This window comes from Clostridium bornimense (assembly GCF_000577895.1).
GTDB classification, from domain to species: domain Bacteria; phylum Bacillota; class Clostridia; order Clostridiales; family Clostridiaceae; genus Clostridium_AN; species Clostridium_AN bornimense.
The window spans coordinates 24,132-51,042 of the sequence record NZ_HG917868.1; the positions used below are offsets into that span (position 1 = coordinate 24,132).

Consider the following 26,911-nt stretch of genomic DNA (forward strand, 5'->3'; position numbering starts at 1 on the left):
GTCTTTTTTAATTCAAAAAACACAAATATAGAAAAGACTATTGCAAAATGGTAAATTAAAGAATATAATTAACATATGAACAGTTGTTCATATGTTAAAAAGGAGGGGTAGTATGAAAAGTATAAAAAAGACTTATATACTAGATGGATTAGATTGTGGAAATTGTGCTAACAAAATTCAGCTGGCTATATCAAAGCTAGATGGAGTTGAAAGTATAAATATAGATTTTTTAACAAAAAAGATGAAGATAGAAGCAAGAGATGAAAAGGTCTTAGAAGAAGCAAAGGCAACAGTAGTAAAAATAGAGAGTCATGTTAAGGTAAGAGAAGAAGGATATAAAATAGAACATGAAGGTTCCACATGTCATGATGGATGTTGCTCTAGGGATTCAAACGAAGAATCTCATAATCATCATGGTCACAATCACGAACATGATCACGGAAGTGAGGGCAATAATGAGCTTATAAAGATTGGTATCGCAGCAGTGATATTTTTAATTGCAATTATATTTAATAGTAATAGTTATATAAGTATAGCGTTATTTATAATAAGTTATATTATTGTTGGTGGAGAAGTGTTATTAAGAGCATTTAAAAATATATTAAGAGGTCAAGTATTTGATGAAAACTTCTTAATGGCTATAGCTACTATAGGTGCATTTTCAATAGGAGAGATGTCAGAAGGTGTTGGAGTTATGCTTTTCTATTCAGTAGGTGAGTACTTCCAAGGAAGAGCTGTTTCAAATTCTAGAAAAAATATAGCAGAGCTTATGGATATTAGACCTGATTATGCAAATTTACTTGTAGATGGTAAAGAAGAAAAAGTTTCTCCTGAGAAAGTTTCAATTGGAGATATAATTGTTATCAAACCAGGAGAAAAAGTTCCGTTAGATGGAACAATAACAGAAGGAAAATCTATGATGGATACATCTGCTTTAACAGGAGAATCAGTTCCTAGAGTAGTTGAAGAAGGAAATGATATACTTGGTGGATTTATAAATAAAAATGGATTATTAAAGATAAAGGTAACAAAAGAATTTAGTGAATCTACAGTGGCAAAGATTTTAGACTTAGTTGAAAATGCTAACGCTAAAAAAGCTAAAGCAGAAAATTTTATAACTAAATTTTCTAGATATTATACTCCAGTAGTAGTAATAGTAGCAGTTTTACTTGCAGTAGTACCACCGTTATTCTTTGGTAAAGTATTTTCTGATTGGCTTTATAGAGCATTAATATTTTTAGTAATATCTTGTCCATGTGCATTAGTAATTTCTATACCACTTAGCTTCTTTGGAGGTATAGGAGGGGCATCTAAGAAAGGGATACTTATAAAAGGAGGTAATTATCTCGATATATTAAAAGATGCAAATATAGTTGTTTTTGATAAGACAGGAACTATTACAAAGGGAAACTTTAATGTAACTAAGATTGAAAGTATTGATATAGATGATAGAGAGTTATTGAAATATGCAGCATACTGTGAAAGTTATTCAAATCATCCTATAGCACTTTCTATATTAAAAGCATTTGGAGATAATATTGATAAAGAAAGTATTAAAAATTATGAAGAAATAAGCGGACATGGGATTAAAGCAACAATATTTGAAAGAGAAGTTGCTGTTGGAAATGAAAAATTGATGAATAAATTAGGACTTGAAGTACCTAATATAAATGAGATTGGAACTATAGTTCATGTAGCGATAGATGGTGCTTATTCAGGATATATTTTAATTGCCGATGAAATAAAAGAGAGTAGTAAAGAAGGAATTAAATTATTAAAGAAGTTAAATATTAGAGATACAATAATGTTGACAGGAGATAATAAAGTTATAGCTGAAAATATAGCTAAAGAAGTAGGCATAGATAAGGTTTATAGTGAGTTATTACCTTCAGGAAAAGTTGAAAAGATGGAAGAAATTTTAGAAAAGAATAAAGATGGAAAGGTAATATTTGTTGGAGATGGAGTCAATGATGCACCAGTTCTTGCGAGAGCTGATATAGGTATAGCTATGGGTGGATTAGGATCAGATGCAGCTATAGAAGCTGCTGATGTAGTTATAATGACAGATGAGCTTACTAAAATTTCTAGTGCAATCAAGATATCAAGAAAAACTAAACAAATTGTAATAACTAATATAGTTTTTGCACTAGTAGTTAAAGGAATATTTTTATTACTTGGTGCTATGGGGATAGCAACAATGTGGGAAGCTGTATTTAGTGATGTAGGAGTATCAATAATAGCAATATTAAATGCTATGCGAGCATTAAATATAAAAGAATAACTTCTATTAAGGGTTATGTAGAAATTGTCTGCATAACCCTATTTTATTTAAAATTTTATTAAAAAATAAAAAAATGTTAATAATTATGATAGAATAAAAAAAAGAATATTTAGGAGGAACTGATGCAAGAAAAGAAAATTAACAAAAAATATATACTGATAGCTACGGTGATAATTGCTACTATTTGCATAGTATCGACAACAGTGATGATGAGTTTAAATAAAAAAAATAAATATCATTCATATATTAATAGAGCAGATTCTGCATTAAATAAAAATAGGTATGATGAAGCAATTAATTTATATAAAAAAGCGAAAGAATTTTCAAAGGAAGATGCATTAATTGATAATTCAATAAAATTAGCTAATATTATGAAGGAACAAGCAGAAGAAGAAGAAAAAAAGGCAAAGGAAGCGAGAGAGCAGCAAATAAAGCAAAGAGAAGAAGAAAGAATTGCATATCAAAAACAATTAGAAGAACAAGAGAAGAAAAAAGCTGAAGCTGAGAAAAATCAAAAATCAGAAGTAAATAATAAAGAAGAAGAGAGCAGTGAAGAAAAAGGTAGTATTACTAAAGGTGTAGAAAAGTTCTTTAAATCTTTATTTGGTAAATAAATATAAGGGGATAGGAAATTATTATGGGAGTATTAAAAAAATATTTTAAAATAATATTTATTGGAGTTTTAGTTGTTGTAAGTGTTTGTGGATGTAGTAATAATGAAGATGTTATTGAAAATATACCAGAGGATGAAGTATTAGAAAATATGAATGAAAATATTATAGATAGAAATAGTGAATTTTCTATTAAATACACTCAATCAACACAATCACTAAAAAATGCTATCGATGAATATACAAAAAAATTAGAAAGTACAGATCCATATTTAAAATCTTCAATAGTAAATTTTAAATGGCAAACAGAAGAAGAAAAAAACAATAAGGTAGCTAATTTCAATATCGAATATATAGAAAATAGTGAACAAGAAGAAGATATAAAAAGTAAGATAAATGACATATTAGAAAAAAATATAACAGAATCTATGTCAACAACAGATAAAGTTCGTGCTATTGATAGCTACATTAAAAGTAATGTAGATGTAGATGATGATTTAAATAACAGTAGTATATATAATGCTTTAGTAGAGGGAAAGACTAATAGTATAGGATTTTCTAGATTAACATATAGGATGCTTAGAGAGGTTAATATTGAGAGTAAGATGATAAATGGTAAGGTATATGGAAATAATCATAGTTGGAATTTAGTAAATATAGATGGTACATGGCTACATTTAGATATAACTGGTGATAAATTATTTAAGGGAAAATATTTCTTAATTACAGATGATGCTATTAAAAATATGGGTTACCATTGGGATTAAAAATAAAAAATAAAAAAATGAAAAAAAGTTGTTGACAGTGTAGTAAATATTATATATAATAAACTGCGTAGTCAACTTGGAGAGATGGTCGAGTTGGTTTAAGGCACCGGTCTTGAAAACCGGCGTACGTGTGAGCGTACCTAGGGTTCGAATCCCTATCTCTCCGCCATATGGAGTCCACCAATTAATTGGTGGACTTTTTCGTTTATGTTAATAAATAAAATTTAAAATATAAATTAATTGCATTTTAGAATTAAATACATATTAAGTGTAAAATATATTAATTTTTGATTTTATATAAAATCGAATCTATGTGAACTTGATATAAAAAATTTTAAAATAACTGTTGACATTATACAATTAAATTGTTAAAATAAAAAACGTGCCATACATGGAGAGATGGTCGAGTTGGTTTAAGGCACCGGTCTTGAAAACCGGCGTACGTGTGAGCGTACCTAGGGTTCGAATCCCTATCTCTCCGCCATTAATAATTTAATATTATTATAATTCGGAGATGTACTCAAGTTGGCCGAAGAGGCGCCCCTGCTAAGGGTGTAGGTCGTGAAAGCGGCGCGAGGGTTCGAATCCCTCCATCTCCGCCATAAAATCCATCAATTTATTTGATGGATTTTTTATTTTTTTGTAAACACTATAAACATATTATATACAGTATGGTAAAATTTATAATATAGATGTAAATAACTTATATATATGTGTGGTGATTATATGTTAAAAGGAGATAGACTTGTATTAAGAGAAGTAGCTAAGAAAGATTTACATACTTATTTACGATATTGGAGTGATGAAGATATATGTAAATTTGATGGAGGACTTAAGGAGATTCCAACAATTAATGATTTATATACCTTTTTTGATGCGATTTTTAGAAGCAAGAAAAAATATTTAAGTATAGATAATGAAAAAGGTGTAATAGTTGGATATGTGACTTATATATCAATGGAAAATGATGATAAAAGATATATAATAGGTATAACTATAGATAAAAAATTTTGGGGGAGAGGATATGGCACTGAAGCAATGATGGTTGTAATGAAATACTTATTTAATGAACTAGATGCAGAGAGTATATCATTAGAAGTATTATTAGAAAACGAAAGAGCTGGAAAGTGTTATAGAAACTGTGGATTTATAGCGGAAAAAGTGAAAGATGAAAAAATAATGATAGATGGAAAATGTAAAGATATATTAGTTATGAAAATGAATAGAAAAGAATTTTTAAAAATAGTGGATAAAATTTGAAAACATGAATATAATATATTATAGATTTGATTTTTTAATATAAATATGTTAAAATATTTATGCTTGCGGCGGTAGCTCAGCTGGATAGAGTAGGTGGCTACGAACCACTTGGTCGGGGGTTCGAATCCTCTCCGCCGCACCAGAGAAATAACTGGCTAAAATCTGAAACTTAATGTTTTAGATTTTAGCCAGTTTTTGTTTTATTATAAAAGTTTGTTAATATTTTTTCCGAAAATAACTATATATATATATATATTAACAGTAATACTTATTGTGTTTATGTATGTAAATTGTATGGAATGTGTAAGTATAGTTTATTTAGAAATCGTAATATATTTTAGTTATTATTTTATATTTTTAAATATATACTGAGTATGTACGTACAATATATGTACCTGCATATTTCCGAAATTTAGTTGTGAGTGTTTTAGATGTTTAAAAAACTTTTAAGTGGACAAGATATATTACTAATATATGAAATATATTAGGAGGATACCATGATAAGAGTTATGTGCGTCATAGATAGAGATGATTATAAAGCAATAGGATTGCATAAAGGATGGCATTATAACATTAAAGAAATGCTATATCCTAGTAAAATAAAGGTATGTAATGCAGTAGATGGGGTTGTAGTATCAGAGTGGATAGATTCAAGTGATTTTTTTATAGTGGGAACTAATATACCATTTGATGAAAAGGATAAATATTTTAATTTGGGATGCAGAGAATAAAACGATGCATCTTTTTTTATTATAAAATTTACATATTTTAAGGAGTGTTCGTCTTGTAATTAGGATAATACTATAATATATTAGATAAAAAGGAGAACAAAAGTTTGGTAAATTAATAGCAGTTTTAAATTTTGTAATATATAAGGAGAAGGTATGAAATATGAAACACATAAACTTTGTGGGGTTATTTCTTCATTTGCAGTAGGGAATATTATTTTATCAGACGTTCCAGTATTTAAAAGGGTGATTTTTTTAATAGTAATATCTATTTTTGGAGGTTTAGGGGGAACATTTCCAGATGTAGATGCTAAAAATAATAACTGGAATAAGATATTTGGAAGCATATTTAAATTTAGACATAGAGGAAAGATGCATTCATTAATTCCATATATAATAGTATATTTAGTGATTTATAATAAAATATTAAATAATGTTCATAATCATGAATTATTAATTTTATATATTATAGCGATATCGGGATTCTTAATAGGTGTAATAAGTCATTTAGCTTTAGATATAATAACTGTTAGAGGAATTCCGATATTATATCCATTTACCAAAAAAAATTATAGTATCTTAAATTTAAGAACAGAAAAGCATGATAAATATATAAGCTTTATATTAAAGATGTCAGTGGCGATTTATATATTTAATGAGGTAAAAAAGTACAAGTGATTGTTATGGAAAAAATATATATAATCCTGCGAAATACGAACTATAATTGTAAAAATTCAATTATAGTATAGGTATAAGTCTTATATTATGTTAAATTTGTCATAAATTATTTGTACTTACATAAAGGTTTCAGTTATAATTTAAGTAATAAATAAAATGAGGGGGACCCTTATGAGAGAAATATTGGTGCAAGATATAACTAATGCAGTTAAAGAAGCTTGTATAGAATCTAATTGTATATTAAAAAATGATGTTTATAGTGTTATAGAGCAAAAATGTAAAGAAGAGACTTCAGAGTTAGGTAAAGATATACTTAGTAAATTAATAGAAAATGCTGATTATGCTAAGAAAGAGAATATTGCTATATGCCAAGATACAGGTATGATGGTAGTATTTGCTGAGATAGGTCAGGATGTCCACATTATCGGTGGTTCTTTAGAAGAAGCTATTAATGAAGGTGTAAGGCAAGGATATGAAGAAGGATATTTAAGAAAGTCTGTAGTGGCACATCCGATAAATAGAGTTAATACCAATGATAATACACCGGCTATAATTCATTACAAAATAGTTCCGGGAAGAGGTTTTAAACTTAGATTGTGTCCAAAAGGATTTGGATCAGAAAATATGAGTGCACTTAAGATGCTAGTACCAGCAGATGGTGAACAAGGGGTAATAGATTTTGTATTACAAACTGTAAAAAATGCTGGATCAAATCCATGCCCTCCGATAGTTGTAGGTGTAGGAGTAGGTGGAACTATGGAAAAGGCAGCAATTATGGCAAAAGAAGCATTATCTATGAACTTAGATGATAAGAGTCAAGGTGAGTATGAAGAAAAGCTAGAAAAGGTTTTATTAAAGAAGATAAATGAGCTTGGAATAGGTCCACAAGGATTAGGTGGAGATACTACAGCCTTAAAGGTAAGAGTTAAGACTTATCCAACTCATATTGCAGGCTTACCAGTTGCAGTAAATATAAATTGTCATGTAACTAGACATAGTGAGGTGATTTTATGATGAAATTTCAATTGCCATTAAAATCAGAAGATATTGAAAAACTTAATGTTGGCGATATGATATATCTTTCAGGATATTTGTATACAGCAAGAGATGCAGCACATAAACTTATGATAGAAGCGTTGGACAGACAAGAAGAGTTACCAATACCACTAGAAGGTGAGACAATATATTACGCGGAACCATGTCCTACCAAACCAGGACATACATGTGGACCAGCAGGACCTACTACATCTGGTAGAATGGATAAATTTACACCTAGACTTTTAGACTTAGGACTTAAGGTAATGATAGGAAAAGGAAAGAGAAGTCCTGAAGTTATAGAGAGCATTAAGAAAAATAAAGCTGTATATTTAGTTGCTATAGGAGGTCTTGGTGCATTAATATCAAAATCAATAGAATCTGTAGAAGTTGTTGGATATGACTTTTTAGGAACAGAATCTGTTAAGCGAATGAAGGTTAAAGACTTTCCTGTGATAGTTGCTATCGATAGCATGGGAAATAATATATATCAAGAATAACTAAGTGAAAATATGGAGGCTTTAAAATGGACATTTTTCAAGAATCATTAGAATTACATGGTAAACTTAAAGGAAAACTAGAAGTATCATCAAAGGTTAAGGTAGAAAATCAAAAAGATTTATCATTAGCATATTCTCCTGGAGTTGCAGAGAGCTGCAGAGAGATACATAAGGATAAAGCTAATGTATATAAATATACTTCAAAAGGTAATTTAGTAGCAGTTGTCTCAGATGGTACAGCTGTATTAGGATTAGGAGATATTGGTCCTGAAGCTGCTATGCCTGTTATGGAAGGAAAAGCTATTTTATTTAAGGAATTTGGCGATGTAGATGCATTTCCAATATGCTTAGATACAAAAAATGTAGATGAAATAGTTAATATAGTTAAGGCTATAGCACCTACTTTTGGAGGAATAAATTTAGAAGATATATCTGCGCCAAGATGTTTTGAGATAGAATCAAGATTAAAGAAGGAATTAAATATACCAGTATTTCATGATGATCAACATGGTACAGCAATTGTCGTTTTATCAGCACTTATAAATGCATTGAAAGTAGTAGATAAGAAAATAGAAGATTGCAAGATTGTAGTAAATGGAGCAGGATCAGCTGGAAATGCGATAACATATCTTTTATTAGAAGCTGGTGCAAAGAATATAGTAGTTTGTGATAAAGAAGGAATATTAGATCCAGAAACACAAAAACTTGATGATGCAAAAGTTAAATTATCAGAAAATACAAATCCTAATAAGGAAAAGGGATTATTAAAAGATGCATTAGTAAAGGCAGATGTATTTATAGGTGTTTCAGCACCAGGTATAGTAAGTGAAGCTATGGTTCAATCAATGAATAGAGATGCAATTATCTTTGCAATGGCAAATCCTACACCAGAGATAATGCCAGATCTTGCAAAGAAGGCTGGAGCAAAAGTTGTAGGTACTGGAAGATCAGATTTTCCAAATCAAATAAACAATGTATTAGTATTCCCTGGTATATTTAGAGGAGCATTAGATGCTAGGGTAAATGATATAACAACAGAAATGAAACTTGCCGCTGCAAAAGCAATTGCAAGTCTTGTTAAGCCAGAAGAATTAAGTGCTGATTTTGTTATTCCACCAGCATTAAATAAAGAAGTTGCTGAAGTTGTAGCTGATGCTGTTAGAAAAGCTGCAAAGTAGAGATATAGAAATGGCTGTTGAAGAAGGATAAAACAAATCTTCTTCAACAGCCACTTTATATTTATATTAAGCTTTAGGCAACTCCATAAACGTGTCTAGTATGTAGTTTTTCTTTTTTATGTTTTAGTTTAATAATTTTAGCTACTCTTTTAATTATTATAGATGTTTGTAATTTTATATCTAATGTAATAATTATACTTAAGTTAATAACTAATGATATGGAATATACTAATAATGTACATAAGTTTATTATTATACTATTTGAATAGTTTGCTTTAGCATCTGTAGCAGTTACAGCTATTCTATTAGTATTAGTTAATGATAAATCAAAAGTTTTTGAGTCTCTTAGGGAAGAAGCTAAAAAATATGTATTTGAATCTAAAGTATTATCAATATTTTCAACATCTATTATTACAGATTTATTATTTTTTAATGATGATATTATGTTATTAGTTGAATTGGTTCTAATTTTTTTAATTAAGATATCATTTACTTCAAATGATATTATACCAAAAGCGATGGTAATCATAAGAGATAATGCCCAAAATTTAAATTTATTTTTCATAAAAGTACCCCCTTGTATCATCTCGAACAAGTGTTCGTATATTCTTATTATATCATAGCAATTTTTTTTAGCAATAGATTTATTGAAAAAATACGAACAAAAGTTCACGAGTTTTATTATATACTTAAATTTATTATAGAAATAAAAGATTTATGACAAATTTAAAAAACTTAAATTTATTAAGAGACTTAGATCAAATTATGAATTATGACTCTGCATTTATGATCTAAACTATCACTGTACACTATAAAAAAGAAATTGAGTCACAATAAATAAACATTGTGACTCAATTCATCTTTTATTTAGTTATATGATACAGCCATACTTCCCATAGCTGTCCAAACAGATTCAAATGTATTTATAGATACATAAGATTTTTGATTTGCTAAAGGATCATTAAAATAAAAATAATTTTCATCAAATCCAGTTAAAAGAACAGCATGTTCAGAAAAAGTTGCATGTATTGTTGTATCGTTTTTATTCCATGTAATAAAACTTGGCATAGTCCAGTCGGCAGTAACCCAAACGATTATTGGATGATCACTAGCAATATATTGTTTTAATGTATCTAATGATTCACCAGTGAGATCTACTCCTTGATCATCGGTATACTCATTTATTAAAGGAATTAGCGGTTTAGGATATACAGCATAACCTATACCAGTATTTCCAGATATAGATCCTACAAAACCATACTGAGGGTCTCCCCAAGATGTTATGACATCTCCAGAACGAATTATAGGTGTGGGATCCTTTTTTACTTCTTCAGCTAATGTCATTTTATCGACATCAATTCCTATGTAATTTAACATCATAGTAAGAGAGGTAATCTCACAGCCATTATAAAGTTCAGGTAATTGGCTTATTAAAGGAACATCTAATTTTTTCGAATTTGGTATTTCTATGGTATTAATAACTTCTTGCGAAACGTTTTCTTCGGTTTTATTAGTATCATTAGAATCTTCATCCTCTGAAGAAGAGTTAGAAATTAATGAGGAAGTAAGAGAAATATTACTATCTAGAATAATATTAATAATAGAATAGGTAGAAATCCATAGGAAAACTATTATAGAGATAAAACCTAATTTTTTTAAGAAGTTAGACGATTTTTTCTTCATAATAAGCACCTAATTTCATTAGTTTAATTAATTATATGTATTTTATACAAAAGTATTCCTATACTAACAAATGTATAATTATATTATAGCATATATACAATATAATGTATTATTAATTGACAAAAAACAGAGAAATCAATAGAATTATAATATCTAAAAAGGTTAAGTTGAGATAAAGGATTAAAGAGTACAATATAGATTAATAGCTGTGGTTAATTAAATTAGTGATTTAGGAGATATGAATATTATGGAAAAACATTTTAAGAATATTGATTGGAAAGACAATAGAAATCTAACAATGCTAACAGATTTTTATGAATTCACTATGATGAATGGATTTTTTAATAGTGAATTTAGAGATACAATAGGATATTTTGATATGTTCTTCAGAAAAGTTCCGGAGAATGGTGGGTTTGCTGTAATGGCGGGATTAGAACAGTTAATAAAATATGTTCAATCAATTCATTTTGATGAAGAAGATATAGATTATCTAAGAAAGAAAACAAATTTTAATGAAGAATTTCTAACATATTTAAAAGAATTAAAATTCACTGGTGATATATGGGCAATTCCAGAAGGAACACCTATATTTCCAGGGGTACCATTAGTAACTGTTAGAGCGCCGATAATGGAAGCACAACTTCTAGAGACAATGATATTGTTAACTGTAAATCATCAAAGTTTAATTGCCACAAAAGCAAATAGGATAGTAAGAGTAGCAGAAGGCAGACCAGTTTTTGAATTTGGTAGTAGAAGAGCACAAGGATATGATGGAGCAATTTACGGTGCAAGAGCTGCTTACATAGGTGGATGTGCTGGAACAGCTTGTACTGTAGCAGAAGAAATGTTTCAGTTACCAGCTATGGGAACTATGGCACATTCATGGATAATGTTCTTCGAAACAGAATATGATGCATTTAAGACTTGGGCGGAAACTTATCCAGATGATTGTTATTTATTAGTTGATACTTATAATGTATTAAAAAGCGGGATACCAAATGCTATAAGAGTATTTGATGAAGTGTTAAAACCTATGGGCAAGAGACCAAAAGGAATAAGAATTGATTCGGGAGATATAACATATTTAACTAAGGAATGCAGGAAGATGCTAGATAAGGCTGGATATGAGGATTGTAAAATTACAGTTTCAAATTCTTTAGATGAATACATAATAAAGGATGTAATTTCTCAAGGAGCAGTTATAGATTCTTTTGGCGTAGGAGAGAGATTAATAACATCTAAGTCGGAAGCAGTATTTGGAGGAGTATATAAGCTTGCAGCTATAGAAAAGGACGGAGAAATTATTCCAAAGATAAAATTAAGTGAAAATGAAGCTAAAACTACAAACCCTGGATTTAAAGTTCCATGGAGATTATTTGATAAGGAAACTGGAAATGCTATAGCGGATGTTTTAACTTTAAATAATGAGAATATAGATGATGATAAAGAATACGTGATTTTTGATGAGATATATACTTACAAGAAAAAGAAAATAAACAATTTTGTGGCAAAAAAACTTCAAGAACCAATATTTAAATCTGGTGAATGTGTGTATAAATGTCCTAGCTTAGAAGAAATTAAAAATTATTGTAAAGATCAGATTAATACATTATGGCCGGAACTTTTAAGATTTGAAAATCCACATAAATATTATGTTGATTTGTCTAAGGATTTATGGAAATTAAAATTTCAGTTAATAGAAAGAAATTCTAATTAAAAAGAACCCTTCGGAAGTATATTCAATAACTTCCGAAGGGTTTTGTACGTAGGGTGTACGTAAGATATAAGTATATTATATAAGAAAATTAATATAACTATCACAATAATACATAATGGCTATTTATAGTGTACGTACTATATACATAATTTATAATTTAAGTCCTATTGTTTCTCCCATTTTTACTTTTGTTTCTATATTTTTCTTTGTTTCGGATAATATATCATCATCTATTTTTACCTTATTTTTTTCTAAAAATAAAATTACTGTAGATCCACCAAATTTAAAATAGCCCTTTTCAGATCCCTTTGAAACTTTAGTATTAGGAGTATAAGTTTGTTTAATAGTTCCTACACAAGTTGCTCCTACTTCTATATATAAAATATCTCCGAAATTATCTGAATGTAACATAGACCATTCACGTTTATTTTTACAAAATAATTTTTTGATACCACCTAAAGCAATAGGATTTACGGAATAATAATATCCTTTAATTTTGTTATTAGAAGATATTGTTCCGTTATCAACAAAATGAAATCTATGATAATCTACAGGACATAATCTTAATACTAAGCAAGTCCCATTTTGATATTTGTCAGCTATAGAATCATCATTTATAAGTTCTTTAAGAGAATATGTGAATCCTTTAACTTGCACTATGTTTTCCAAGTCTATGTTTTCAAAAGCTAATAACCTTCCATCACCGGGAGAAACAAAATCATTACAATTCTTAGAAATTGGACGAGCGCTAGGATGTAATTTTCTTGTAAAAAAATCATTAAAACTTCTAAAATCCTTACTTTGTTTTATAGATTCATTCATATTTATATTATATTCATTAATTATATTATCAATTTTTTTTACACTTCTTTTGCTATCACAAAAGAATCCATAGAGTTTAGAAAAAAGTTTTCTTTTTAGAAATATATTTAAAAAACTTTTTCCTATAGGGCTTTCATATGTCCATTTTATATAATTTTCACCAAGGACCTTTTCAATCTCATAACTCTTTGATTCTCTGTTGTATATTTTAATCATAGAAAACCTCCTATTAGATGTATTACTAATTCTACTGCTTATAAAATTATATAATAATAAAGATAAAGTTTCTATGTAAATGTATTTTTAGGTTTAAATCGACAATATAAATGATATAATATATATATATGACTGAGGAGTCTAAATAGGAGGATCGGAATGAATAAAACGAAAAAGGCTATATTTGATGCAGCTATTGAGGTGTTTTCTCATAGTGGATATGACGGCGCAACTATGGATGAAGTAGCTAGCAGAGCAGGTGTAGCGAAAGGAACGCTATATTACCATTTTAAAAGTAAAGAGGAAATTTTTAAATTTATTATCAACGAAGGAATAAATATAATTAGTGAATCTGTAGAAGAAGAAATAAAAGATATAGAAGATCCACATGAAGTAGTAAAAACAGCAGCAAAATTACAGCTAAAATATATGAATGATAATAAAGATTTATTTAGAGTAATTATCAGTCAAGTTTGGGGCGATAGTGAAAGAAATGAAGAATTAAGAGAAGCTGTATCAAAATTAATAAACATAAGTACCAAAAGTTATCATGGAGTAGTAGATAAAGGAATTGTTAGTAAAGAGGAAGCGGAGATTCTTGGATACTCATTTATAGGAATTTTAGTATCTATAGCATTATATGATTTATTAAATGGTGAGGAATATGATAACGATGAAATTATAGAACATTTTTTAAAGTATAATGATATTCTACACATATTAAATAAATAAAATAATAATATATAATTGACAGTAAAAGAATCATGGTATAAAATTCTATTTGTAGAATAAGTAAGCACCCGTAGCTCAGTAGGATAGAGCAGTAGTTTCCTAAACTATTGGTCGCAGGTTCAATTCCTGTCGGGTGTACCAAGGTGTGGAGGAGGAAACTCAAACACACCTTTAATTTTTATATAAGGAGAATTTCATGGATTATATGAAAATAGCTTTAGAGGAAGCAAAAAAAGCATATAATAAAGGTGAGGTTCCAGTAGGTGCAATAATAGTTAAGGACGGAGAAATTATTGCCAAAGGTTATAACTTAAAGGAAACTCTTAATGATGTAACAGCACATGCAGAAATAAATGCCATTAGAAATGCCAGCAAAAAAATTAATAATTGGAGGCTTAATGGATGTGAGATGTATGTTACTTTAGAGCCATGTTTTATGTGTGCTGCTGCTATAGCGCAGGCTAGATTAAGTAGGTTATATATAGGAACATTTGATGAACGAATGGGCGGATGTGGGACCATAGATAATATAATTAATAGAGATGATATAAATAATCATGTTAATGTTATATGGCAATATGATGAAAGATGTAGTAATATCTTAAAAGAATTTTTTAAATGTAGAAGAAATGGAGATAAGTAAATGGAGCAAAATATAAAACCAGAAATTCTTGATAAAATAACGAAGGTTTGCTTATGTAAAGGAATTTCAAGGGCTACAATAAAAGAAGCAATAAAAAAAGGTGCTAGAACTGTAGAAGAAGTTAAGGAAGCGACTGGAGCTACTGTTGGTGGATGCAATGGTAAAAGATGTGCATATAAAATTGAGGAGTTACTAAAGGAATATTATTCTCAGTTCGAAGAATAGTATATTGTGCAATATTGTGGTATTGTTATATGCTTTTATAATATTCTTTATTGCTAATAAAATAGCTGTATCAAAATATTTTTGATACAGCTTCATTTTTTTATTAGATATTTTCTTTAATATCTTGTAAGCAAGAATGACAGATCTTCTTTCCTTTGAAGTTTTCAACATCTTTAACTTCTCCGCAGAATAAGCAAGATGGTTGATATTTCTTTAGAATAATTTCATCACTGTTAACATATATTTCTAAAGCATCCTTGATTTCGATATCTAAAGTTCTTCTTAATTCTATAGGGATAACTATTCTCCCTAACTCGTCAACTTTTCTTACAATTCCTGTTGATTTCATGTACTTTTCCTCCTAATATTTCTAAATTCGACAATTACCACATGTATAATAACATTACTAGCAATAAAAGTCAATATTTTATTAAACCACATTTAATAAAATTGCAAATTGTTATTTGATTAATAATTTTTGATAATAGTTGCAAACTAATATATAAATGGTATAATATATAAATGCAAACCATTTGCAATAAATCATTTGCAATTAACAATAGCAATTAGTGTGTTATTCATTAACATTATTTACATATTAGTTAAAAATTATACGTGAGGTGAAGAATATTGAAAAAAATTTTTTTAATTTTTATTACAACTATTATGATGGCGACGTTTATGGTAGGATGTGGGAAAGAAAGTGGAGCACAAGATAATGCAGACAATAATAGTGATACAATTAAGGTATTAGTATCTTTTCATGCTATGGAAGAATTAGTAGAATTAGTTGGGGATGAAAAAGTAGATGTAGAAGTAGTTATTCCAGAAGGAACAGAAGCACACGATTTTGAACCTACAACAAAAGATATCAAGGAATTATCTAAGTCAAAATTATTTGTTTATAATGGACTTGGAATGGAACATTGGGTAGAAAATTTCTTAAAGAATAGTAATGTAGAAGTAGTTGAAGCATCAGCTAATGTAACCACTATAAATAATGATGGCGTAATTGATCCTCATACATGGTTAGGATTAAAAGATGCGATTGTTGAATTAGAGAATATAAAGAATGCATTGGTCAAGATAGATTCTAAAAATAGTACTTATTATGAAAAAAATTATGAGAATGCCAAAAAAGAATTAGAGTCAATATATGATGAATATAAATCAAAATTTGATTCTATAGCAAATAATAAGTTTGTAACAGGTCATAAGGCTTTTGGATATTTATGTAGAGAATTTGGATTGGAACAAATAGCAATACAAGGCGTATTTGCAGAAGGTGAACCATCACCAGCTAAATTAGCAGAGCTTATAACATACTGTAAGGATAATAATATAAAGACTGTATTTGCAGAGGAAATTGGAAGTACTGAAGTAGCAGAAACATTGGCAAGAGAAGCTGGAGCTAAAGTTGAAACTATAGAAACCTTTGAAGGTGAAGGGGATTATATAGAAGGTATGCAAGAAAACTTACAAAAGATTTATGAGGCTCTTAAGTAGAATATAAGTGATTAAAAGGAAGTTGTCGCAAATATAGGGGCGACTCCTTTTAATATTAATAAATTTTATGTTATTAAAAAAATAGAAAAATGGAATTTTATATTAATTGACAGTTTAATCGCCCTATGATAAAATGAGGATACGTTTTAAATAAGTATGGAGAGATGTCCGAGTTGGCTTAAGGAGCACGCTTGGAAAGCGTGTGTTAGGGGAAACTCTACCAGGGGTTCGAATCCCCTTCTCTCCGCCAATGCCGTGCTAGATGGGGAGCTAGCGGTGCCCTGTAACCTGCAATCCGCTTTAGCAGGATCGATGTCTAACCGAGGCTTTATTACGTATAGTCTGACCTAGAAAAGTGATGTTGATAATTGGGTCCCACGCAACGGGAATTCATGAACCTCGTCAGGTCCGGAAGGAAGCAGCGATAAGTGAAACCTCTCGTGTGCCGTGGAAAAACCTGGTTTGAGTTAACTATCTAGGTAACGTATATGTAATACTGTCAGAGTTAGATGCACGGTTTTTGTATAATAAGATATTTTGAGAAATAAACTCTAGTTATAAACTAGGGTTTTTATTTTTATATATTATTTTAGAGATATAATATTATATATAAATGTTATAATTATAGTTATATGAGATAAGTAAAAGAGGTGAACTTATGGCTTATAAAGCTTTATATAGAGTATGGAGACCTCAAACTTTTAGCGAAGTAGTAGGTCAAAAACATATTACAACTACAATAAAAAATGCAGTAGATAGCGGAAGGATAGCTCATGCATATCTTTTATGCGGAACTAGAGGAACAGGAAAGACAACTACAGCAAAGATACTTGCAAAAGCAGTAAATTGTTTAAATCCTCAAGATGGAGATCCTTGTAATGAGTGTGAGATGTGTCAAAAGATATCTAAAGGTCTAGCCATAGATGTAGTTGAAATGGATGCAGCATCTAAAAATAAGGTAGAAAATATAAGAGATATAATAGAAGAAGTTCAAATTCCACCCAGTGAAGCAAAATATAAGGTTTATATTATAGATGAGGTTCATATGCTAACAATAGGAGCTGTAAATGCTTTCTTAAAAACATTAGAAGAACCACCTAAGAATGTAATATTTATTTTAGCTACTACAGATCCGCAAAAATTGCCTATTACAATTCTATCCCGTTGTCAAAGATATGATTTTAAGAGAATAAATCATAATGATATAAAAGAAAGGTTGAGAGAAATTGTAACGGATTCAGGTATACTTGCAGATGAAAATAGTTTAGATTTTATTTCTAGAATTTGTGATGGAGCAATGAGAGATGCTGTAAGTATATTAGATCAATGCATATCTATGGGAGATGGAGCAATTAGATATGAAGATGTATTGTCTATGGTAGGAATGGTTACTAATGATAAGTTAATAGAGTTAGTAGATCATATTATAGATAGAGATATTACAAAATCTATGAATCTAGTGGATGAGATAATTTTTAATGGAAAAGATGTAGGATTACTAATAAAAGAATGTATTACTCATTTTAGAAATTTACTTATGGTTAAGGTTAGTAATAATCCAGAAGAATTAGTTGATATGTCGAAGGAAAATATAGCACAACTTAAAGAACAAAGTAATAAAATAAGAACAGAAGAGATAATGAGATTTATAAACATATTAAATGAAGCTGATGAAAATACTAAGTGGAGTAAACAAAGTAGAGTATATATCGAAATTGCCATAATAAAGATGTGTAAAATAGAGTTTGATACATCACCGGAGATGATATTAGCAAGAGTAAATAAACTAGAAAGTTCTATAAGAAGTGGTGCAATAAATATAAATGCACAAGAAGGAAATGTGATATCAAATAAAAACAAAAAAGTTAAAGTAAATAAAACAATAGTTAACGAAGAAAAAAATGAAGAAGATATTGAAAGAAATTTATCTACAAAACTTACTTTAGATGATATTAAAAAGAAATGGAATGAAGTATTAGAATTATTAAAGGGCAGAAGATTAATGTCATTATATGCATATGTATCTCCAGGAAGTCCAACTTCATTTAAAGAAGGTATCTTAGATATAACATTCAGCCCTTTGTATGGGTTCGCAAAGAAAAATTTAGATAGTAATTTAGAACAACGTACTAAGGTAGAAGAAATATTTACAGAAGTACTTAAGGAGAAAATAAGGATAAGGTATATGTTAGATAAAGGTGAAGAAGAAAAGACTAAAGAACAACAGTTGAGGGAACTTTATGGTGATTCCATTGAGTTCATTGAAGAATAATATGGTATAATGATAAAATAAATAATAGTATTAAGTTTTAGGAGGTATTATTTTATGGCAAAGGGTGGGTTTCCAGGAGGCTTCGGCGGAGGAAATATGAATAATTTAATGAAACAAGCACAAAAAATGCAACAACAAATGATGGAGATGCAAAAAGCTATAGAAGAAAAAGAATTTGTGGCTTCTGTTGGTGGCGGAATGGTTACTGTTTCTGTAAATGGTAAAAAAGATATTCAAAAAGTTTCAATAGATCCAGAAGTTGTGGATCCAGAAGACGTAGAAACTTTAGAAGATATGATTCTTGGAGCTTTAAGAGAAGCTATGGCAAAAGCTGATGAAGAAACTCAAAGAGAAATGTCTAGAATAACTGGAGGAATGAATATTCCAGGAATGTTCTAATTGAGGTGAAATAAATTGGATTTTTATCCTATTGCAATAGAAAAACTTATAGAAGAATTTGCTAAGCTTCCTGGTATAGGATATAAAACAGCCCAGAGGCTTACATTACATGTTTTAAATCTACCGCAAGAAGAAGTAAATGCATTTGCAGATGCTTTGGTTAAAGGAAGAGGAACTATAAAATATTGCTCAGTATGTGGAAATTATACAGAAAAAGATCCATGTGCTATTTGTAGTAATCCAAATAGAGATTCTTCAGTTATTTGTGTAGTAGAGGAGCCAAAAGATATTATGGCTGTAGAAAAAGTAAGAGAATATAATGGAGTATATCATGTATTACATGGAAATATATCTCCTATGGCTGGTAGAGGACCTAATGATATAAGATTAAAAGAATTAGTAAGTAGAATGAATGGTGAAGTTAAAGAAGTTATAGTGGCTACTAATTCTACTGTTGAAGGGGAAGCTACAGCTATGTATATATCTAGAATATTAAAACCTTTAGAAGTTAAGGTTACTAGAATTGCACACGGGTTACCTGTAGGTGGAGATTTAGAGTATGCAGATGAAGTAACTTTATCAAAAGCTATAGAAGGTAGAACAGAAATTTAATAAAGATGAATACACCTCCTAGATTATGTTAATAATAACAATATAATCTAGGAGGTATTTTTATGGATTTTGGATTTGATAAAGTTTATAAAGCTGAAAAAATAAAGTATGAAGAAGAAAAAAGAGAAATAGTTGATTCAATTAATGAAGTTCAAAGAGATTTAGAAACATGTAGAGGTTTATTTGAAGATTCAACGGACTCATCATTATTAGAATTTGCAATTTATTATGAGGCTGCATTAAAAAATAAATATGATTATTTATTAAAGTTGGCAAAAATAAAAAATATAAATGTAGAATTTACTTATTACAACAATTTAGAAGAAATTTCTAATGAGTAGAGTTATATAGATATATGATGAAAGTCTTTTTTATTATAATTGTAACGAATTAATACGTTGTCAAATATATTATAAGTATAGCATTGTAATAGAAAAGGAGATTCTAAGATGGGAAATTGTTATACAGATGGTTTTAATAACGGAGGAACATCAGCAGCTCAAGCAGCTCAAGCAGCACAAGCTGCACAAGCGGCTCAAGCAGCTCAAATTGCAGCAGCAAGTGGAGCAGAGTTGGTTGGAGTTAATAATATAGAAATAGGAATACCTATTTATAGAGGACCAAGAGGATATAGAGGACCAGTAGGACCAATGGGACCGATGGGACCAATGGGGCCAAGAGGACCAAAAGGAGAACGTGGAGAAAGGGGACCAGTAGGACCATGTGGAGCTTGCGGAAGTTGTGGTAAATGTGGGCCATGTGGACCATGTGGACCAAAAGGAGAACAAGGACCAGTAGGGCCAAGAGGACCAGTTGGACCAGTAGGACCTATGGGACCAATGGGACCAATGGGGCCAGCAGGAGTAGCTGGTGTAGCAGGAGCAAGAGGACCAGTAGGACCTATGGGACCAATGGGACCAGCAGGTGCAGTAGGACCAGCAGGTGCAGTAGGGCCAAGAGGACCAATTGGACCAAGAGGAGCTATAGGACCAGCAGGGCCAGTAGGACCTATGGGACCAATGGGACCAGCAGGAGAAGATTCAAGTAGAGTTTGTTATTTAGGAATGGCTACTTTATTATCTGGTGTTAAAGATGCTGGATTGACAGTAGATATATTAACAGATGCAAATAGAGGAGAAGAATTCAGAAGATCAACAGTGACAAACGTTTTTGATGCTCTTGCAGAAATAAGAAGCATAGATGAGACAGCATTTATTCCGTTGAATAGTATTGCCGTAGTTAAAGGAAATGGAGTAGCAGATGTAGAGTTAGCGCCATTGCCAGAAGAACCAGAAAATGCAGTAGATAGTATAACTACTTTTTTAGATATGTTAAGACGTAGGAATGCATCTGTTGAGATAGAATTAAAGGTTCAAGGTGCATGTATAGAAGGCCCAATAACAAACGTTGGTAGAAGTATAGTTGTTATTGGAAAATGTACAGCAGTTTTAGTATGTCAAATTGCTGTGATAAAAGTTATAGAGAAAAATTGTTGTTGTTAATAAATAACGTAATAAGGATAAATATGTACTTAACGATAGATAAATTTTGTATTGTCACAAAATGAATATTATAGTAATAAAGAGGTTCTAACTAAGATTAATTAGATAGAACCTCCTTTGTTAAAGTGTATTGTGAGGACATAATTTAAGATATATGTGACATTAAATAGATAATTTAAAAAGCTACTATACCAGGTGTATCTATATATAAAAAACATAGTAAAATGAAGTAATATAGAGATAGATAAATATAAATTACTTAAAATAGATGTATATGTGTATAACGAGTGAATTTCGATGATATAATAATCCTTGTCGCTGCGAGAGAGCAGTGAAAAAAATAAAAAAAGTTGTTGACAAGATTCGATAGCTTTGGTATAATAAATGAGCGTCGCAAGAGAGCGACAGATGATCTTTGAAAATTGAACAGAAGAAACATATAACCAGTTAATTCTTTAAATTGACTCATATATATGAAGTCAGCAAACTAGTACTAAGCTAGTAATCAAACTTTTTAAATTGAGAGTTTGATCCTGGCTCAGGACGAACGCTGGCGGCGTGCTTAACACATGCAAGTCGAGCGAACAAAGCTCCTTCGGGAGTGGAGTTAGCGGCGGACGGGTGAGTAACACGTGGGTAACCTGCCTTATAGAGGGGGATAGCCTTCCGAAAGGAAGATTAATACCGCATAAGAAGTAGAAGTCGCATGGCTTTAGCTTTAAAGGAGCAATCCGCTATAAGATGGACCCGCGGCGCATTAGCTAGTTGGTGAGGTAACGGCTCACCAAGGCGACGATGCGTAGCCGACCTGAGAGGGTGATCGGCCACATTGGAACTGAGACACGGTCCAGACTCCTACGGGAGGCAGCAGTGGGGAATATTGCACAATGGGCGAAAGCCTGATGCAGCAACGCCGCGTGGGTGATGAAGGTTTTCGGATCGTAAAGCCCTGTCTTTTGGGACGATAATGACGGTACCAAAGGAGGAAGCCACGGCTAACTACGTGCCAGCAGCCGCGGTAATACGTAGGTGGCAAGCGTTGTCCGGATTTACTGGGCGTAAAGGGAGCGTAGGCGGACCTTTAAGTGAGATGTGAAATACCCGAGCTCAACTTGGGTGCTGCATTTCAAACTGGAGGTCTAGAGTGTCGGAGAGGTAAGTGGAATTCCTAGTGTAGCGGTGAAATGCGTAGAGATTAGGAAGAACCCCGGTGGCGAAGGCGACTTACTGGACGATAACTGACGCTGAGGCTCGAAAGCGTGGGGAGCAAACAGGATTAGATACCCTGGTAGTCCACGCCGTAAACGATGAATACTAGGTGTGGGGGTTGTCATGACCTCCGTGCCGTCGCAAACGCATTAAGTATTCCGCCTGGGGAGTACGGTCGCAAGATTAAAACTCAAAGGAATTGACGGGGGCCCGCACAAGCAGCGGAGCATGTGGTTTAATTCGAAGCAACGCGAAGAACCTTACCTAGACTTGACATCTCCTGAATTACTCTTAATCGAGGAAGTCCCTTCGGGGACAGGAAGACAGGTGGTGCATGGTTGTCGTCAGCTCGTGTCGTGAGATGTTGGGTTAAGTCCCGCAACGAGCGCAACCCTTATTGTTAGTTGCTACCATTAAGTTGAGCACTCTAGCAAGACTGCCGTGGTTAACGCGGAGGAAGGTGGGGATGACGTCAAATCATCATGCCCCTTATGTCTAGGGCTACACACGTGCTACAATGGTGAGTACAAAGAGACGCAAAACCGTGAGGTGGAGCAAAACTCAAAAACTCATCCCAGTTCGGATTGTAGGCTGCAACTCGCCTACATGAAGTTGGAGTTGCTAGTAATCGCGAATCAGAATGTCGCGGTGAATACGTTCCCGGGCCTTGTACACACCGCCCGTCACACCATGAGAGCTGGTAACACCCGAAGTCCGTGAGGTAACCGCAAGGAGCCAGCGGCCGAAGGTGGGATTAGTGATTGGGGTGAAGTCGTAACAAGGTAGCCGTAGGAGAACCTGCGGCTGGATCACCTCCTTTCTAAGGATATATGTTTAGGGAGAACCTAAGCAAAAAGGTTTATGTCTTCTGTTCAATTTTGAAAGATCATAGAATCTTTCAAAATTATATGTTCGCTAGAAGCGAGCAGTACGAGGAAGCAAGGAACGAATGAGCGAATAATACTTATGTATATGAGCGAAATGAGTGACGTAGCTGACGAAGTAATGCGAAGCTTATAGTAGAGCAGATTGTTCTTTGAAAATTGCATAGTTACAATAAAGACTTTAAAATCTATTATAGATTTACTGATTTATATACCTATACTAATCTAGTAAAGATTGTATAGATTTATTCGCTAGAAACAAGCAGTACGAGGAAGCAAGGAGCGAATGAGTGAACAATACTTTTGTATGTGAACGAAATGAGCGACGTAGCTGACGAAGTAATGCGCAGTTTATAGTAGAATAAATGATAGGTCAAGCTACAAAGGGCGCAGGGCGAATGCCTTGGCACTAGGAGCCGATGAAGGACGTGATAAGCTGCGATAAGCTGTGGGTAGCCGCACATAGGCCGTGATCCACAGATTTCCGAATGGGGAAACCCACATGAGAAACCTCATGTATCCTTAAGTGAATACATAGCTTAAGGAAGGTAACCCGGGGAACTGAAACATCTAAGTACCCGGAGGAAGAGAAAGAAACATCGATTTTCTGAGTAGCGGCGAGCGAAACGGAAAGAGCCCAAACCAAGAGCTTGCTCTTGGGGTTGCGGACAGTTCATAAATACTTTGGAATTCTAGTCGAAGACAACTGGAAAGTTGCACCGCAGAATGTAATAGTCATGTAGGCGAAAGAACGAAAAAGTCAGAACTGATCCAGAGTACCACGAGACACGTGAAACCTTGTGGGAAGCAGGGAGGACCACCTCCCAAGGCTAAATACTACCTAGTGACCGATAGTGAAGCAGTACCGTGAGGGAAAGGTGAAAAGAACCCCGGGAGGGGAGTGAAATAGAACCTGAAACCCTGTGCCTACAACCGGTCGAAGCACCTTATGTGTGTGACGACGTGCTTTTTGTAGAACGAGCCAACGAGTTACGGTATGCAGCAAGGTTAAGTACTTATGGTACGTAGCCGAAGGGAAACCAAGTCTGAATAGGGCGACTAGTTGCATGCTGTAGACCCGAAACCGGGTGACCTATCCATGGCCAGGTTGAAGCGAGGGTAAAACCTCGTGGAGGACCGAACCACGTTGGTGTTGAAAAACCATGGGATGAGCTGTGGATAGCGGAGAAATTCCAATCGAACTCGGAGATAGCTGGTTCTCCTCGAAATAGCTTTAGGGCTAGCGTCTGGTAAATTAAGTGATGGAGGTAGAGCACTGAATGGGCTAGGGGGCCGCGAGGCTTACCGAACCTTATCAAACTCCGAATGCCATACACTTGTACCCAGGCAGTCAGACTGCGAATGATAAGATCCGTAGTCAAAAGGGAAACAGCCCAGACCGTCAGCTAAGGTCCCTAAATGTAGATTAAGTGGTAAAGGATGTGAGGTTTCTAAGACAACTAGGATGTTGGCTTAGAAGCAGCCACTCATTTAAAGAGTGCGTAATAGCTCACTAGTCGAGAGACCTTGCGCCGAAAATGTCCGGGGCTAAAATCTACTACCGAAGCTACGGACTCCTAACGGAGTGGTAGAGGAGCTTCCTGTATGGGCTGAAGTCGTACCGAAAGGAGCGGTGGACTGTACAGGAGTGAGAATGTTGGCATAAGTAGCGAGAATTGAGTGAGAATCTCAATGGCCGAAAATCTAAGGTTTCCTGGGGAAGGCTCGTCCGCCCAGGGTTAGTCGGGACCTAAGCCGAGGCCGAAAGGCGTAGGTGATGGACAATCGGTTGATATTCCGATACTACCAAATGACGTTATTACCAATGGAGTGACGCAGGAGGATAGGGTGTGCAGACTATTGGATGTCTGTCTAAGCACTTAGACATGTCTCTAGGCAAATCCGGAGACTAAGTTGAGGTGTGATGGGGAGCTCGTATGAGCGAAGTACCTGATTCCACGCTGCCAAGAAAAGCTTCTAGGGAGGAGTTTGGTACCCGTACCGCAAACCGACACAGGTAGATGAGGAGAGAATCCTAAGGCCAGCGGAAGAATTGCAGTTAAGGAACTCGGCAAATTGACCCCGTAACTTCGGGAGAAGGGGTGCCTACAGAAATGTAGGCCGCAGAGAATAGGCCCAAGCAACTGTTTAGCAAAAACACAGGTCTCTGCTAAAGCGAAAGCTGATGTATAGGGGCTGACGCCTGCCCGGTGCTGGAAGGTTAAGGGGATCACTTAGCGCAAGCGAAGGTGTGAACTTAAGCCCCAGTAAACGGCGGCCGTAACTATAACGGTCCTAAGGTAGCGAAATTCCTTGTCGGGTAAGTTCCGACCCGCACGAATGGCGTAATGATTTGGGCACTGTCTCAACTGCAAATCCGGCGAAATTGTAGTACCAGTGAAGATGCTGGTTACCCGCGATTGGACGGAAAGACCCCGTAGAGCTTTACTGTAGCTTAGCATTGAGATTTGGTATTGTCTGTACAGGATAGGTGGGAGACTAGGAAGCATGGGCGTCAGCCTGTGTGGAGTCATCCTTGGGATACCACCCTGACAGTACTGAATTTCTAACCGGAGGCCTTGAATCAGGTCACGGGACATTGTTAGGTGGGCAGTTTGACTGGGGCGGTCGCCTCCTAAAAAGTAACGGAGGCGCCCAAAGGTTCCCTCAGAACGGTCGGAAATCGTTCGAAGAGTGCAAAGGCAGAAGGGAGCCTGACTGCGACACTTACAAGTGGAGCAGGGACGAAAGTCGGGCTTAGTGATCCGGTGGTTCCTCGTGGGAGGGCCATCGCTCAACGGATAAAAGCTACCTCGGGGATAACAGGCTGATCTCCCCCAAGAGTCCACATCGACGGGGAGGTTTGGCACCTCGATGTCGGCTCGTCGCATCCTGGGGCTGTAGTAGGTCCCAAGGGTTGGGCTGTTCGCCCATTAAAGCGGCACGCGAGCTGGGTTCAGAACGTCGTGAGACAGTTCGGTCCCTATCCGTCGCGGGCGTAGGAAATTTGAGAGGAGCTGTCCTTAGTACGAGAGGACCGGGATGGACTGACCTCTGGTGTACCAGTTGTTCCGCCAGGAGCACAGCTGGGTAGCTATGTCGGGAAGGGATAAACGCTGAAAGCATCTAAGCGTGAAGCCCACCTCAAGATAAGATTTCCCATGACGTTAAGTCAGTAAGACCCCTGGAAGACTACCAGGTTGATAGGTCAGAGGTGTAAGTGTGGTAACATATTTAGCTGACTGATACTAATAGGTCGAGGGCTTGTCCAATGTATATAAAAAAGTTTATTGTAGCATGCAATTTTGAAAGAACAATATCTTTCAAATCTGGTGATGATGCCTCTAAGGGATACACCCGTTCCCATACCGAACACGATGGTTAAGCCTCAGAGGGCCGATGGTACTGCACGGGAGACTGTGTGGGAGAGTAGGATGTTGCCAGGTAATAT

23 protein-coding genes, 6 tRNA genes, 3 rRNA genes and 1 other RNA gene are annotated in these 26,911 nt (G+C 33.5%); 29 read left to right on the forward strand and 4 right to left on the reverse strand.

All coding sequences use genetic code 11. The features are described from left to right. Nucleotides 1–112: 112 nt before the first annotated feature. The 13 genes from CM240_RS00105 (at nt 113) to CM240_RS00165 (ending at nt 9,038) form a co-directional block, all read left to right on the forward strand. Complete coding sequence (locus CM240_RS00105; RefSeq protein WP_044035696.1) at nt 113–2,281, forward strand: heavy metal translocating P-type ATPase; 2,169 nt, start codon at nt 113–115, stop codon at nt 2,279–2,281. 122 nt (nt 2,282–2,403) lie between these two features. Further along, complete coding sequence (locus CM240_RS00110; protein WP_044035697.1) at nt 2,404–2,895, forward strand: hypothetical protein; 492 nt, start codon at nt 2,404–2,406, stop codon at nt 2,893–2,895. A 23-nt stretch (nt 2,896–2,918) separates the two neighbouring features. Beyond that, nucleotides 2,919–3,659 (forward strand): transglutaminase-like domain-containing protein, encoded by a 741-nt coding sequence (locus CM240_RS16605; RefSeq protein WP_051483601.1) that lies wholly within the window; start codon nt 2,919–2,921, stop codon nt 3,657–3,659. 78 nt (nt 3,660–3,737) lie between these two features. Further along, nucleotides 3,738–3,828 (forward strand) — tRNA-Ser (locus CM240_RS00120). 224 nt (nt 3,829–4,052) lie between these two features. Next, a tRNA-Ser gene (locus tag CM240_RS00125) sits at nt 4,053–4,143 on the forward strand. 26 nt (nt 4,144–4,169) lie between these two features. Beyond that, a tRNA-Ser gene (locus CM240_RS00130) sits at nt 4,170–4,261 on the forward strand. Nucleotides 4,262–4,385: 124 nt separating this feature from the next. Beyond that, nucleotides 4,386–4,919 carry a GNAT family N-acetyltransferase gene (locus tag CM240_RS00135; RefSeq protein ID WP_044035698.1) on the forward strand — a complete coding sequence of 178 codons (534 nt, stop codon included), beginning with the start codon at nt 4,386–4,388 and terminating at the stop codon, nt 4,917–4,919. A gap of 65 nt (nt 4,920–4,984) precedes the next feature. Beyond that, a tRNA-Arg gene (locus tag CM240_RS00140) sits at nt 4,985–5,061 on the forward strand. A 355-nt stretch (nt 5,062–5,416) separates the two neighbouring features. After that, nucleotides 5,417–5,650 (forward strand): hypothetical protein, encoded by a 234-nt coding sequence (locus CM240_RS00145; RefSeq protein ID WP_044035699.1) that lies wholly within the window; start codon nt 5,417–5,419, stop codon nt 5,648–5,650. Nucleotides 5,651–5,803: 153 nt separating this feature from the next. Then, nucleotides 5,804–6,325, forward strand: coding sequence for a metal-dependent hydrolase (locus CM240_RS00150; protein WP_044035700.1), 522 nt, complete (start codon nt 5,804–5,806; stop codon nt 6,323–6,325). Between the two features lie 171 nt (nt 6,326–6,496). Next, a complete protein-coding gene (locus CM240_RS00155; RefSeq protein ID WP_044035701.1) occupies nt 6,497–7,339 on the forward strand; it encodes a fumarate hydratase in 843 nt (280 codons plus the stop codon). Continuing rightward, complete coding sequence (locus CM240_RS00160) at nt 7,336–7,860, forward strand: Fe-S-containing hydro-lyase (protein WP_044035702.1); 525 nt, start codon at nt 7,336–7,338, stop codon at nt 7,858–7,860. Before CM240_RS00155 ends, CM240_RS00160 begins: the two co-directional genes overlap by 4 nt. 26 nt (nt 7,861–7,886) lie before the next feature. Then, on the forward strand, nt 7,887–9,038 hold the full coding sequence (locus tag CM240_RS00165) for an NAD(P)-dependent malic enzyme (protein ID WP_044035703.1): 1,152 nt from the start codon (nt 7,887–7,889) through the stop codon (nt 9,036–9,038). A gap of 73 nt (nt 9,039–9,111) precedes the next feature. On the opposite strand, the gene CM240_RS00170 is transcribed toward CM240_RS00165, so the two are convergent. Then, nucleotides 9,112–9,603 (reverse strand): hypothetical protein, encoded by a 492-nt coding sequence (locus CM240_RS00170; RefSeq protein WP_044035704.1) that lies wholly within the window; start codon nt 9,601–9,603, stop codon nt 9,112–9,114. A gap of 302 nt (nt 9,604–9,905) precedes the next feature. After that, the gene (locus CM240_RS00175; RefSeq protein WP_044035705.1) at nt 9,906–10,721 is read right to left on the reverse strand and encodes a C39 family peptidase; all 816 of its coding nucleotides are present in this window, start codon (nt 10,719–10,721) and stop codon (nt 9,906–9,908) included. A gap of 247 nt (nt 10,722–10,968) precedes the next feature. Between CM240_RS00175 and CM240_RS00180 the strand changes: the two genes are divergently transcribed. After that, the gene (locus CM240_RS00180; protein WP_156930480.1) at nt 10,969–12,438 is read left to right on the forward strand and encodes a nicotinate phosphoribosyltransferase; all 1,470 of its coding nucleotides are present in this window, start codon (nt 10,969–10,971) and stop codon (nt 12,436–12,438) included. A 150-nt stretch (nt 12,439–12,588) separates the two neighbouring features. Here the strand turns inward: CM240_RS00180 and CM240_RS00185 are convergent, their stop codons facing one another. Continuing rightward, a complete protein-coding gene (locus CM240_RS00185; protein WP_044035707.1) occupies nt 12,589–13,476 on the reverse strand; it encodes a phosphatidylserine decarboxylase in 888 nt (295 codons plus the stop codon). A 159-nt stretch (nt 13,477–13,635) separates the two neighbouring features. Here CM240_RS00185 and CM240_RS00190 point away from each other — a divergent pair, with 159 nt between their 5' ends. The 4 genes from CM240_RS00190 to CM240_RS00205 all read left to right on the forward strand — a co-directional run bounded on the left by CM240_RS00190 (nt 13,636) and on the right by CM240_RS00205 (nt 15,076). Next, the gene (locus CM240_RS00190) at nt 13,636–14,208 is read left to right on the forward strand and encodes a TetR/AcrR family transcriptional regulator (RefSeq protein ID WP_044035708.1); all 573 of its coding nucleotides are present in this window, start codon (nt 13,636–13,638) and stop codon (nt 14,206–14,208) included. A 64-nt stretch (nt 14,209–14,272) separates the two neighbouring features. Then, a tRNA-Arg gene (locus CM240_RS00195) sits at nt 14,273–14,349 on the forward strand. A gap of 55 nt (nt 14,350–14,404) precedes the next feature. Beyond that, nucleotides 14,405–14,851, forward strand: a complete 447-nt coding sequence (locus CM240_RS00200) for a nucleoside deaminase (protein WP_044035709.1) — start codon at nt 14,405–14,407, stop codon at nt 14,849–14,851. Beyond that, entirely contained in the window at nt 14,852–15,076 is a 225-nt protein-coding gene (locus tag CM240_RS00205; protein WP_044035710.1) for a (2Fe-2S)-binding protein, read from the forward strand. A 103-nt stretch (nt 15,077–15,179) separates the two neighbouring features. Here CM240_RS00205 and CM240_RS00210 read toward each other — a convergent pair whose 3' ends face one another. After that, nucleotides 15,180–15,425, reverse strand: coding sequence for an AbrB/MazE/SpoVT family DNA-binding domain-containing protein (locus tag CM240_RS00210; RefSeq protein ID WP_044035711.1), 246 nt, complete (start codon nt 15,423–15,425; stop codon nt 15,180–15,182). A 281-nt stretch (nt 15,426–15,706) separates the two neighbouring features. Between CM240_RS00210 and CM240_RS00215 the strand changes: the two genes are divergently transcribed. The 11 genes from CM240_RS00215 to rrf all read left to right on the forward strand — a co-directional run bounded on the left by CM240_RS00215 (nt 15,707) and on the right by rrf (nt 26,906). Continuing rightward, nucleotides 15,707–16,582, forward strand: a complete 876-nt coding sequence (locus CM240_RS00215; protein WP_051483602.1) for a metal ABC transporter solute-binding protein, Zn/Mn family — start codon at nt 15,707–15,709, stop codon at nt 16,580–16,582. A 158-nt stretch (nt 16,583–16,740) separates the two neighbouring features. Continuing rightward, nucleotides 16,741–16,832: transfer RNA gene (locus CM240_RS00220), tRNA-Ser, on the forward strand. 3 nt (nt 16,833–16,835) lie between these two features. Next, an RNA gene (ffs, locus tag CM240_RS17095) (signal recognition particle sRNA large type) lies at nt 16,836–17,099 on the forward strand. A 141-nt stretch (nt 17,100–17,240) separates the two neighbouring features. Further along, the gene (dnaX, locus tag CM240_RS00225) at nt 17,241–18,854 is read left to right on the forward strand and encodes a DNA polymerase III subunit gamma/tau (protein WP_044035713.1); all 1,614 of its coding nucleotides are present in this window, start codon (nt 17,241–17,243) and stop codon (nt 18,852–18,854) included. Nucleotides 18,855–18,908: 54 nt separating this feature from the next. Further along, nucleotides 18,909–19,253, forward strand: a complete 345-nt coding sequence (locus tag CM240_RS00230) for a YbaB/EbfC family nucleoid-associated protein (protein ID WP_044035714.1) — start codon at nt 18,909–18,911, stop codon at nt 19,251–19,253. Between the two features lie 15 nt (nt 19,254–19,268). Next, nucleotides 19,269–19,865, forward strand: a complete 597-nt coding sequence (gene recR, locus CM240_RS00235; protein ID WP_044035715.1) for a recombination mediator RecR — start codon at nt 19,269–19,271, stop codon at nt 19,863–19,865. 62 nt (nt 19,866–19,927) lie between these two features. Beyond that, nucleotides 19,928–20,206, forward strand: coding sequence for a YaaL family protein (locus CM240_RS00240; protein ID WP_044035716.1), 279 nt, complete (start codon nt 19,928–19,930; stop codon nt 20,204–20,206). Nucleotides 20,207–20,314: 108 nt separating this feature from the next. Further along, nucleotides 20,315–21,367, forward strand: a complete 1,053-nt coding sequence (locus CM240_RS16610; RefSeq protein ID WP_051483603.1) for a collagen-like domain-containing protein — start codon at nt 20,315–20,317, stop codon at nt 21,365–21,367. 515 nt (nt 21,368–21,882) lie between these two features. Continuing rightward, nucleotides 21,883–23,396 (forward strand): 16S ribosomal RNA (locus tag CM240_RS00250). 435 nt (nt 23,397–23,831) lie between these two features. Then, nucleotides 23,832–26,732, forward strand: a 23S ribosomal RNA gene (locus tag CM240_RS00255). A 56-nt stretch (nt 26,733–26,788) separates the two neighbouring features. Further along, nucleotides 26,789–26,906 (forward strand): 5S ribosomal RNA (gene rrf, locus CM240_RS00260). Together the 16S, 23S and 5S rRNA genes form the textbook arrangement of a ribosomal RNA operon. Nucleotides 26,907–26,911: the final 5 nt, after the last annotated feature.

Bases quoted from the DNA above. Each gene is read 5' to 3' on its own strand.
- CM240_RS00105 (WP_044035696.1), top strand. From the start codon at position 113: ATGAAAAGTATAAAAAAGACTTATATACTAGATGGATTAGATTGTGGA.
- CM240_RS00110 (WP_044035697.1), top strand. From the start codon at position 2,404: ATGCAAGAAAAGAAAATTAACAAAAAATATATACTGATAGCTACGGTG.
- CM240_RS16605 (WP_051483601.1), top strand. From the start codon at position 2,919: ATGGGAGTATTAAAAAAATATTTTAAAATAATATTTATTGGAGTTTTA.
- CM240_RS00135 (WP_044035698.1), top strand. From the start codon at position 4,386: ATGTTAAAAGGAGATAGACTTGTATTAAGAGAAGTAGCTAAGAAAGAT.
- CM240_RS00145 (WP_044035699.1), top strand. From the start codon at position 5,417: ATGATAAGAGTTATGTGCGTCATAGATAGAGATGATTATAAAGCAATA.
- CM240_RS00150 (WP_044035700.1), top strand. From the start codon at position 5,804: ATGAAATATGAAACACATAAACTTTGTGGGGTTATTTCTTCATTTGCA.
- CM240_RS00155 (WP_044035701.1), top strand. From the start codon at position 6,497: ATGAGAGAAATATTGGTGCAAGATATAACTAATGCAGTTAAAGAAGCT.
- CM240_RS00160 (WP_044035702.1), top strand. From the start codon at position 7,336: ATGATGAAATTTCAATTGCCATTAAAATCAGAAGATATTGAAAAACTT.
- CM240_RS00165 (WP_044035703.1), top strand. From the start codon at position 7,887: ATGGACATTTTTCAAGAATCATTAGAATTACATGGTAAACTTAAAGGA.
- CM240_RS00170 (WP_044035704.1), bottom strand. From the start codon at position 9,603: ATGAAAAATAAATTTAAATTTTGGGCATTATCTCTTATGATTACCATC.
- CM240_RS00175 (WP_044035705.1), bottom strand. From the start codon at position 10,721: ATGAAGAAAAAATCGTCTAACTTCTTAAAAAAATTAGGTTTTATCTCT.
- CM240_RS00180 (WP_156930480.1), top strand. From the start codon at position 10,969: ATGGAAAAACATTTTAAGAATATTGATTGGAAAGACAATAGAAATCTA.
- CM240_RS00185 (WP_044035707.1), bottom strand. From the start codon at position 13,476: ATGATTAAAATATACAACAGAGAATCAAAGAGTTATGAGATTGAAAAG.
- CM240_RS00190 (WP_044035708.1), top strand. From the start codon at position 13,636: ATGAATAAAACGAAAAAGGCTATATTTGATGCAGCTATTGAGGTGTTT.
- CM240_RS00200 (WP_044035709.1), top strand. From the start codon at position 14,405: ATGGATTATATGAAAATAGCTTTAGAGGAAGCAAAAAAAGCATATAAT.
- CM240_RS00205 (WP_044035710.1), top strand. From the start codon at position 14,852: ATGGAGCAAAATATAAAACCAGAAATTCTTGATAAAATAACGAAGGTT.
- CM240_RS00210 (WP_044035711.1), bottom strand. From the start codon at position 15,425: ATGAAATCAACAGGAATTGTAAGAAAAGTTGACGAGTTAGGGAGAATA.
- dnaX (WP_044035713.1), top strand. From the start codon at position 17,241: ATGGCTTATAAAGCTTTATATAGAGTATGGAGACCTCAAACTTTTAGC.
- CM240_RS00230 (WP_044035714.1), top strand. From the start codon at position 18,909: ATGGCAAAGGGTGGGTTTCCAGGAGGCTTCGGCGGAGGAAATATGAAT.
- CM240_RS00240 (WP_044035716.1), top strand. From the start codon at position 19,928: ATGGATTTTGGATTTGATAAAGTTTATAAAGCTGAAAAAATAAAGTAT.
- CM240_RS16610 (WP_051483603.1), top strand. From the start codon at position 20,315: ATGGGAAATTGTTATACAGATGGTTTTAATAACGGAGGAACATCAGCA.